The organism is Kurthia huakuii LAM0618, from assembly GCF_000505545.1.
In the GTDB taxonomy this organism is placed as follows: domain Bacteria; phylum Bacillota; class Bacilli; order Bacillales_A; family Planococcaceae; genus Kurthia; species Kurthia huakuii.
On the sequence record NZ_AYTB01000040.1, the window covers coordinates 1 to 8,469 of the forward strand.

The 8,469-nt window shown below is 39.5% G+C and carries 14 protein-coding genes; 10 read left to right on the plus strand and 4 right to left on the minus strand.

All coding sequences use genetic code 11. The features are described 5' to 3' along the window. The 7 genes from V514_RS19495 to V514_RS0118325 form a co-directional block, all read left to right on the plus strand. Positions 1–288, plus strand: a 288-nt coding sequence (locus V514_RS19495; RefSeq protein WP_152529011.1) for an RNA-guided endonuclease TnpB family protein, incomplete at its 5' end; no start/stop codon positions are given. 257 nt (positions 289–545) lie between these two features. Beyond that, positions 546–668: a hypothetical protein gene (locus tag V514_RS20815; protein ID WP_268744231.1), complete on the plus strand. Its 123-nt coding sequence runs from the start codon at positions 546–548 to the stop codon at positions 666–668. Between the two features lie 88 nt (positions 669–756). Further along, positions 757–1,227 carry a hypothetical protein gene (locus V514_RS19880; protein ID WP_051392505.1) on the plus strand — a complete coding sequence of 157 codons (471 nt, stop codon included), beginning with the start codon at positions 757–759 and terminating at the stop codon, positions 1,225–1,227. Between the two features lie 57 nt (positions 1,228–1,284). Beyond that, entirely contained in the window at positions 1,285–2,175 is an 891-nt protein-coding gene (locus tag V514_RS0118310; RefSeq protein WP_029501214.1) for a helix-turn-helix transcriptional regulator, read from the plus strand. A 53-nt stretch (positions 2,176–2,228) separates the two neighbouring features. Beyond that, positions 2,229–2,594 carry a GyrI-like domain-containing protein gene (locus V514_RS0118315; protein ID WP_051392506.1) on the plus strand — a complete coding sequence of 122 codons (366 nt, stop codon included), beginning with the start codon at positions 2,229–2,231 and terminating at the stop codon, positions 2,592–2,594. A 55-nt stretch (positions 2,595–2,649) separates the two neighbouring features. After that, positions 2,650–2,916 (plus strand): hypothetical protein, encoded by a 267-nt coding sequence (locus tag V514_RS0118320; protein ID WP_029501216.1) that lies wholly within the window; start codon positions 2,650–2,652, stop codon positions 2,914–2,916. Between the two features lie 24 nt (positions 2,917–2,940). After that, complete coding sequence (locus V514_RS0118325) at positions 2,941–3,615, plus strand: YidC/Oxa1 family membrane protein insertase (RefSeq protein ID WP_029501217.1); 675 nt, start codon at positions 2,941–2,943, stop codon at positions 3,613–3,615. Positions 3,616–3,662: 47 nt separating this feature from the next. Here the strand turns inward: V514_RS0118325 and V514_RS0118330 are convergent, their stop codons facing one another. Beyond that, a complete protein-coding gene (locus tag V514_RS0118330; RefSeq protein WP_029501218.1) occupies positions 3,663–3,971 on the minus strand; it encodes a DUF1700 domain-containing protein in 309 nt (102 codons plus the stop codon). A 114-nt stretch (positions 3,972–4,085) separates the two neighbouring features. Between V514_RS0118330 and V514_RS0118335 the strand changes: the two genes are divergently transcribed. Next, positions 4,086–4,988 carry a DMT family transporter gene (locus tag V514_RS0118335; protein WP_235073590.1) on the plus strand — a complete coding sequence of 301 codons (903 nt, stop codon included), beginning with the start codon at positions 4,086–4,088 and terminating at the stop codon, positions 4,986–4,988. Positions 4,989–5,166: 178 nt separating this feature from the next. On the opposite strand, the gene V514_RS19885 is transcribed toward V514_RS0118335, so the two are convergent. The 3 genes from V514_RS19885 to V514_RS0118345 all read right to left on the minus strand — a co-directional run bounded on the left by V514_RS19885 (position 5,167) and on the right by V514_RS0118345 (position 6,888). After that, the gene (locus V514_RS19885; protein ID WP_051392507.1) at positions 5,167–5,643 is read right to left on the minus strand and encodes a DUF1648 domain-containing protein; all 477 of its coding nucleotides are present in this window, start codon (positions 5,641–5,643) and stop codon (positions 5,167–5,169) included. A gap of 162 nt (positions 5,644–5,805) precedes the next feature. Further along, positions 5,806–6,339 carry an NUDIX hydrolase N-terminal domain-containing protein gene (locus V514_RS0118340; protein ID WP_029501220.1) on the minus strand — a complete coding sequence of 178 codons (534 nt, stop codon included), beginning with the start codon at positions 6,337–6,339 and terminating at the stop codon, positions 5,806–5,808. 87 nt (positions 6,340–6,426) lie between these two features. After that, positions 6,427–6,888, minus strand: a complete 462-nt coding sequence (locus V514_RS0118345) for a GNAT family N-acetyltransferase (protein WP_029501221.1) — start codon at positions 6,886–6,888, stop codon at positions 6,427–6,429. Between the two features lie 69 nt (positions 6,889–6,957). Between V514_RS0118345 and V514_RS0118350 the strand changes: the two genes are divergently transcribed. Next, positions 6,958–7,755 (plus strand): HNH endonuclease, encoded by a 798-nt coding sequence (locus V514_RS0118350; RefSeq protein WP_029501222.1) that lies wholly within the window; start codon positions 6,958–6,960, stop codon positions 7,753–7,755. 137 nt (positions 7,756–7,892) lie between these two features. Further along, the coding region (locus V514_RS0118355; RefSeq protein ID WP_029501223.1) for an RNA-guided endonuclease InsQ/TnpB family protein at positions 7,893–8,469 on the plus strand (577 nt) is incomplete at its 3' end.

The window sequence follows — 8,469 nt, forward strand, 5'->3', positions numbered from 1 at the left end:
TTGAAAAATCACAAACTAGCAAAAGCCATTAGCGATGTATCCTGGTCTTCGTTTGTGCAAAAACTGATGTACAAAGCGAAGTGGTATGGCCGAGAGCTCGTGAAAACCAATCGCTTCTTCCCATCAAGCCAACTATGCCATGTATGTGGGCATCATGATGGCAAGAAAGCCTTAGAAATCCGCGAATGGACTTGTCCATCCTGCCACACGACCCTCGACCGCGACATCAATGCGAGTCGCAACATTTTAGCAGAAGGATTACGTCTTTTTGAAACAACCCAACCGTAGGGACTACGGGGCTCGCCTACTAATAGAAGTGAAGCCGCTGTTTCGAGCAAGGAGGAACAAGCAGGCACTGTTCGTAGGAATCCCCCACTTCAAGCGAGATCGTGAAAACGCTAAGTGGGGGTAGTTCAAATGGTTCAAAAATTAAGCAATGTATTAAGAGATAAAGAATAATAGAACAAATAGCTATGCGTATCCTAGTGTATTTTAAAAACGAACTATTAATACACAAATTTATATATTGCCTTGCCGAAGAAATCATGCATCAAATTTTAAGTGATAAAGCTTATTTGGCGGAAAATGTCATTATGCCATTTGACACGTCAGGCATTCAAGAAAAAGTGAAGCAAACAATTGAAAAACAACAAACACTGATAAATTAACAAAAAACTCGAAGCTGAAAGGGAGCTTCGAGTTTTTTAATAGAAAAGAACATTTGTTTGTGTTAAGGTAATAAAAAGGGGTGTCAGTATGGAATGGTCAGTAGAAGGTTATAAAGAAATGTTACACGAACGTTTTTCGCATTATACATCAGTCGTTGTGAAAGGTTTTTGCGATATTCAGCAATCGTCGTTTTCTGAAGAGGTAAAAATGTTAATGTTGGAAGCATTTATTGGCGAGCCAACCATTGATGTGCAACTCTTTTTCATGGAGGATTTATTCGATGAAGCCGATGTTGAATCAGTGGAATTTTTAGAAGCTGCTTTAGTTGATAATTGGTGGGAGCAGTATGGTGATTCGGATGAATTTGAAGAATTTTATGAAGAGCATGAACTAGAAGATGTACTGATAACTGAATTGGGCATTTGGATGAAGGCTTGTTTCGATAAAGCAAATGGTGCGGCAATAAAGTATCCACTATACTTTGGCGTGCATGATGGTATGGCAGTGCTTGATTTACATACGAATGACTGGATAGATCCAGATGAATTAGAAGAATAGTTTGATGAGCAGTCTGAGGCAGGCTGCTTTTTTGATAGGCTAGAATGAGGTGCATAGATGAAATTAACGAGATTGTTATCGATTTTACTGTATTTACTGCAACATAAAAAAGTATCAGCTGAAGAATTGGCACAGCGATTTGAAGTGAGTACACGCACGATTTATCGGGATATGGATGCGCTTGGGGAAGCAGGAATTCCGATTTTTTCTTTTTTAGGAAAACAAGGTGGTTTTTCATTAATGGAGACCTTTCGACTGGATCAGTTTACATTTGATAATGTCGAAAAACAGCAATTGTTAGAAGCATTAATCATTCAAAAGCAGCTTATGGAGCCGCAACAAACAGTCGTGCAGCAAAAGCTAGAATTACTATATGCACAGCCACATAAACCGGTCATTTCTGTGCAGTCTTCTACATTACATCGTGAAGAAATAGAACAGTTAACAAAAAATAAAATCGGGCATATTTTACGTGTGATTGAGCAGAAGTATAAACTACAGATTGCCTACATATCTGCAGAAGCGATATCTACAGAGCGTATAATTTATCCGAGATTTCTGCATTTTCAGCAGGGTAGTTGGTATGTAGAAGCTTTTTGTGAAATGCGGCAGGCACAGCGTTTCTTTAAGTTAACAAGAATTAAAAAATGGACGGTTATTCCAGAAATAGCGGCACCAATTATTCCAACAGATAGTAGTGTAGAAGTTGAACAACAACAAATTAAATTGCGCTTTGCAGCAAGTGAATTGGGCAAACTGCATGATTTTTTTACCGAAGATGAATGGCATGTAGCGGCAGATGGTTCGATTGATGTGACGTTTTCAGTAGCTGTATCAAAGGATTTAGTGCCGTTTTTATTGATGTTTGGCAGTCGTGTGACCATTTTATCACCAGCGAATTTGCAGCAAGCTTATCAAAAAGAACTACAAAAAATGATGCAAAGCTGACAGACTGTTGTCATACTATGTTTGCTAAACTGTTATCGAAAGCGAGGGAATACATGATGACAACTATTTTTGGAAAGCAAATTCGGACGACCAATGCACAACCAGATGAGCTTATTTCGTTATGGGCAGCAATGAATCCAGCGCAGTTAAGTGGAGATATTTACGCTGTCTATTCCAATTATGAATCAGACTTTAATGGAGCATATGATTTTTTAATTGGGACAACAACTACTACAGGCGACCATTGTATAACTATTCCGCCACAGCAATATGAAGTGATTGATGTGGAACCAGCAACGCCGGAAGCAGTATATCAAGCTTGGCAAAAAATTTGGGCGAGTGACCGTACGCGTGCCTATGCGGTAGATTTTGAATTGTATGAGGCAAATGGGGCAATTAAAATTTTCCTATCGATTTAAAAACGAAACTTTTCTCATGTTTTTTCGTAGAATAGACTAGAAATGAGGTGAGAATGTGTTGCTATACGAATTGATGATGTGGGTACCATTACTTGATTTCTCGATGCAATTAATGCTACTAATGGCCTTAACGCTTGCGCTATCGATGGCGGTAATCTTTTTTTCAACAAACTTAACACCGACCACAAATCTAGTCGTTTTGACGACAATGATTGCGTCATTATATGTACCACAAATCGCGATTCGTACGTGGTTTGTGCGGCGATTTAGACGAGTAGCGCAGCATGACGACGAAGATATGATAGCCATTCAGTTTTTATAATCGAAAATGAATGGAGGAATTTCTTTGCAGCGCATTTCTTTTTTAATTAGTACGACGATTTTTTTAACGGGTTGTTCGCAGCAAGTAACCGAGCCTTTTACATGGTCACTGTCACAACTTGCTACAACGTTTCAAGGGAGCTATGGTTTGGCGATTATTGCGTTAACACTTATAATTCGTTTTCTGTTGTTGCCGCTAACGGTGCGGCAGTGGCAGTCATCTAAGAAGTTTACTGAAAAGATGGCGATTATGAAGCCAGAAATGGATGAAATTACAGAAAAATATCGCGCTAAAGAACAACCAGTAGCAATGCAACAAGAGCTACAAGCTGTCTATACGAAGCATGACACATCACTATTTGCAACACTTAGTGGTTGTTTACTAGCATTACTTCAGATGCCCATTTTCCTTGCATTGTATTATGCTATTCGCGAGGATTCACTAATTGCTCAGGCATCCTTTTTAGGAATATCATTAGGTCAAGCGAGTATATGGATTGCGTTAATCGTACTGTTTTTTTACGGTGTGCAAGCATACATTCAGTCGAAATCTATGACGCAAATGCGTCTATTTGCTTATGTGACACCTATTGTGATGGGTTTTGTAGCAATGACTGTACCTGCAGCGCTATCATTGTATTGGGCGGTCAGTGGCATTTTTCTAGTCCTACAAACAATGATTTTTCAATTACTAAAATAACGAAAGCAGGAAACGCATTTATCTGCGCTTCCTGCTTTTTAATCGTTTTAGTGAAAGATGATGCGTTTGTTGTAAGCAACATAGCCAGCTAAAAGTCGGTACGTAAAACGTGTTAATTTTTGCGTCCATGGTATGATTAATACGGCGATAGTAAAAAGTAAAAAGCTTGTTATTACATTGTATAGTTGAAATTCTTGTAGGTGCAGTTGAATTACAATAAACAGTAAAATGGGCGATAGTAAAAAGCTTGCCACAGTAATCCACAAAGACGCTACTAGGCTGATGATCGCAATGATTGCACCTAGTCCAATAATGATATTAAAACAAATAACACCAAAAAGCGCTGCATAATTCATAATTAGTCCTCCTTTTTCAATGATTATCCATTTATTATACAATATGGATTTTTAATTAAATCAGCCCCTAGACTTAGTTCAAAAAGGGAATACGTATGTTAAGGGGGGATGCGCATGTTTTTAGTAGCGCTTAGTATAGGTATGATCATGGCGATTCAGTCGGCAATTAATGCACAGCTTCGAAGCTATGTTGGCTCGCCGTATGTGACATCGTGGATTTCATTTACGGTCGCATTACCTTTTCTTATCGTGATGACTTATGTGACAGGTGCATCACTCGGTTTTTCAACGGCGCTTTTTCATCATGAGCCGCTTTATATTTGGATTGGTGGTTTTTGCGGAGTTGTCGCTTTGACGTCAAATATTGTGCTATTTCCGATTTTAGGGAGCGTTCAAACAGCGATTTTGCCGGTGCTCGGTCTGACATTTATGGGAATGCTGATTGATCACTTTGCCTTGTTTCAGGCGCCACATTATGCGTTTGGCTGGCATCGCCTGATTGGCATTTTATTTGTATTAATTGGTGTGATATTCGTTGTTTATCAGCCAAAAAAATTGAAGATGACAACGAAGCAGTGGCCGTGGCGTATGCTTGGGATTGCCGCAGGAATGCTATTAGCTGTGCAAGTAGCGGTCAATGGTCGCTTAACAATAGTGTTACATTCAGCTCCTCATGCAGCATGGATTTCATTTACGGTTGGCATGATGACGCTTGCCTGTGTTGTCGGTGTGACAGAATATTCTTTTAAAAAGGTGCGCGAGCCTTTTCGTAAACGAGCCCCTTGGTGGGTATGGCTTGGTGGGATATTAGGCGGAACCTTTGTCTTGACGAATGCATATTTAGCAGGCAAAATCGGCACAGGTCAAACGGTTGTGTTCGCTCTATTTGGACAAATGGTAGCGAGCGTTGCCATTCAACAATTTGGCTTCTTTCGTTCGAAAAAGCAACAGGTGCGGCTGCTGCAAGTGTTTGGGCTTGTATGTGTCATAATAGGTGTTGTCATTATTCGGTTATAGTAAGCTCTTTTAAGCGTTTTGAACCCCAAAATCGCATGGCATCAAGAGCCGACATCACTTGCTTAAGTATTAGAGATGTTAGTTCATTAATTAAAAAACAACGAAAGCTTCTTTACGTCGCAGTTTTCGTTGTTTTTTAGTAGATAATAGGGAATGATTATAATCATACAGAGTTGGCTTAATGATGTTTGCTGTTCTTTTTCAAAAAGACTTCTCGAATACCGTAAACAACAACAGAACCTAGTAATACGGAAAAATAAATAATTATAATCCAGTTAGGTATGTCACGTGAATTTTGAATTGAAAAATACAGTAGTGAAAAGAAGAATAGTGTTGTTCCGGTTAACGTAAGTGATGTCCACGAACGATAAAGTGAAAACAACTTATTGGCTATATTTTCATCATAGTTAGCCAAATAGCCATCATATTTAATTCGGTATAGCGCTCGCATACCATAGAATAATCCAACTGAAACAATCGGCAATAGCAGTAAATTATATTTGGAGCCAAAGCCGTCGGGTATACCTGCTAAATTAAAATGAGTCGGGACTTCATTAGAAATTGAAGGCCACTTAATTAATAGGAAGATAATTTGTGCGACAATGATTAGGCAGGATAAAGAATTTAGCACGATTTCATGACGTGTTTTTACCATTGATAGAATCCTTTCAGTGAGTTTGTTAAGGATAGCGATGAATATAATATATTAGTGTTGCTTGGGCACCAAGATTTGATGAAAGCATTAAAAAAATAGGAGGTAGACAACTAAAAGCAAGAATCGCCATCTGTGGCAACTCTTGCTTCTTAGGACGAGGACTTAATCAAAAACGGCGGATTTTACAGGATTTTCTAAAAATGAAAACATCAATGCAAGTTGTTCGCGTGTTGTATCACCTGGAGCTAATGCGCTAGGTAATTCATCTACGCTAAAAAATTGACTCTGTGCCGGTAACGTTTCGCCGCGCCAATTACATTCGATAAATGCTTTGTATGTTTCATCGTGGTGCAGTAACGCGAGTAATTTTCGCGACTGGACCACAATATTCACTTCTTCTGATATGCATTGAACAATATAGTCTGCTAATGATAGACTTTGATCGCACACCCCGCCTGGAAGCGACCAAGTTTTCGTTAAAGGATTATGTAGCAATAATATTTTTCTGTTGTGGAAAATAACGCCGCGCACGTCCATCTTCGGCGTAAAGCATTCTTTCTGCTGCGCACACATCATTGCACTGATGTTGCGCATTTCTTCATAACGTTGTTTCTGGACTTCATCGCGTGCATCGCCCAGGCCAACCTGTGCCAATGCTTGCAGGCGATGCGCCCATTCTAAACATGGTTGTAGCATAATAGATCCCTCCTCAATAAATGGGACGTTTCACGTTTGTTAAAGTTGCTTGTTTCGAGTGTTTTTTTGTTAAATATGGTAATTTTATTACATGAGCGGTTTGCGCATCGTAACAGTAGTAATGTTGCCACCATTCGCTTTTAGTATTAATTTTTCGTCGGTGATTAAAAACCCTAGCTTGGTATAAAGTTTGATATTAGCTGGTTCGCTTTTTCGCACATGGCATTCTAAGTATGGAAGCTGTAACGAATGCGCCAAGTGTTCAAGCGCTTGTATAATCGCTTGCGCAAAGCCTTGACGCTGATATGCAGGAAGGACAGACAGTCGCGAAAAATAAATAGCTTCTTCTTTTAAAAGATATTTTGTCACCGCAACGAGCTGCTCCTTGTATTCATAACCTAGAAAGTGTGTGCCAGCTGCTTGCTCTTGTTCTAATGAAGCAACGGTTTCTTGTAATGCACTAGATGGGTGTGCATCCTGTTTATAACGTTCAAAAGCTGCTAACATAACGCGTAACATCGTAGTAGCTTCTACATTTTTTTGAATCATTTAATCCACCCCTTTTATACATTAAAATACTATAAAGTGTATAAAAATACAACTATAAGGAGGTTCACGATGAAAAAATGTGCGAACTGCGCACGCGAAAATCAATCATTATCCTGGTTAGATGAGGCCACGCCTTATTTTGGCCGTAAGTTATGTGCACCCTGTCGCATCGAAAAGCTATTACAAAAATCATCGCTTCCGACCGCACATGTCACAGGTCTTTATTTTGCGTTACTAACGCTATTAGAGCAGCCTGCATTAATAACACGTATATCGCAACAAATAAAGCGCAAAATGCTACCATTTGTTGTTTTCCTATACGAGGATACGGCGCTTGAAAGCTTTCAAGAATTTTGTCAGCAATTTAAAAAGCCGCAAAATACAGCGTTACAGCTGTTCATTGATGAACCGCTACGTGTGCTTGAATGGTATGAAACAGAAGGAGTCGCATTAATGCGCACGGTGCCAAGTGCTGCTGAACGAGCACTATTAAGCAACTGGTTGACGGCTTTTCATGTGGATGTCGCACTCGTTGAGCAAATGGTGCAGCAGGAAGCGGAGCCGCAAGTGATTTCAGAAGTGACGACAGCGGAGGTAGTGGACGTGCCAGCGCATTTGTATGGCATACCTTGTGCCTATTGTGGGGAGCAGGCGGAGAGTATTGATCATATTGTACCGCGTGCCTTTGGAGGGCCGGACCACGAAAGTAATTATGTCGCTGCGTGCCTTTACTGCAATCGTTTAAAGGGGCATGATACGTTGCAGCAATTTTTAACGTTCCGTATTCACTTTGATTTGGCACAATGGCGCCAATTTAAACGTCATAATTGGACAAAGCAAGAAATTGCCGCCTATATGGCGAAATAGCCTTTTTGGTAGTATTGCCCTTGTCATTTATTGTAAAATAGAGATAGCTTCATACAAGGAGTAATAAAACAGTAGACAAATGGGTATATATGTATAAGATGATATCTCGTTAAAATCAGGTGAAAGGATGCTAAGAAATGAAGCGGGCTTATAAGCTGGAAATAAAACCAACTGACCGGCAACGTGAAAAACTCATCAGAACCTTTGGCGTTTGTCGTTATGTCTACAACATGTATATTGCAACGAATCGTGTTAATTATGAGGAAGACAGAAAATTCATGAGTGGTTATGACTTCTCGAAATGGTTAAATACTGTTCATACGAAACAAAACCAACAAGACTTATGGATTAAAACGGTATCGAGCAAGGCGGTTAAGCAATCCATCATGAATGCAGAACGTGCTTACAAAAACTTTTTCAAAGGGGGAAGTAAGCACCCTCGCTTCAAGAAGAAAGCTAGACAAGATGTGAAAGCTTATTTCCCTAAGAATGGGAAAGGTGATTTTTCGCTAAAACGCCACCAAATTAAGATTCCTACAATTGGGTGGGTAACACTAAAAGAGTTTAATTATTTGCCTCAAGACGCAATTATCAAAAGCGGTACAGTGTCACAAAAATCTAACAGGTTCTATGTTTCAGTATTATGTGAAGTTCCTGACTGCATAAAACAAACGCCTGAATCAGAAGGTATCGGTATTGATTTAGGTATCAAAG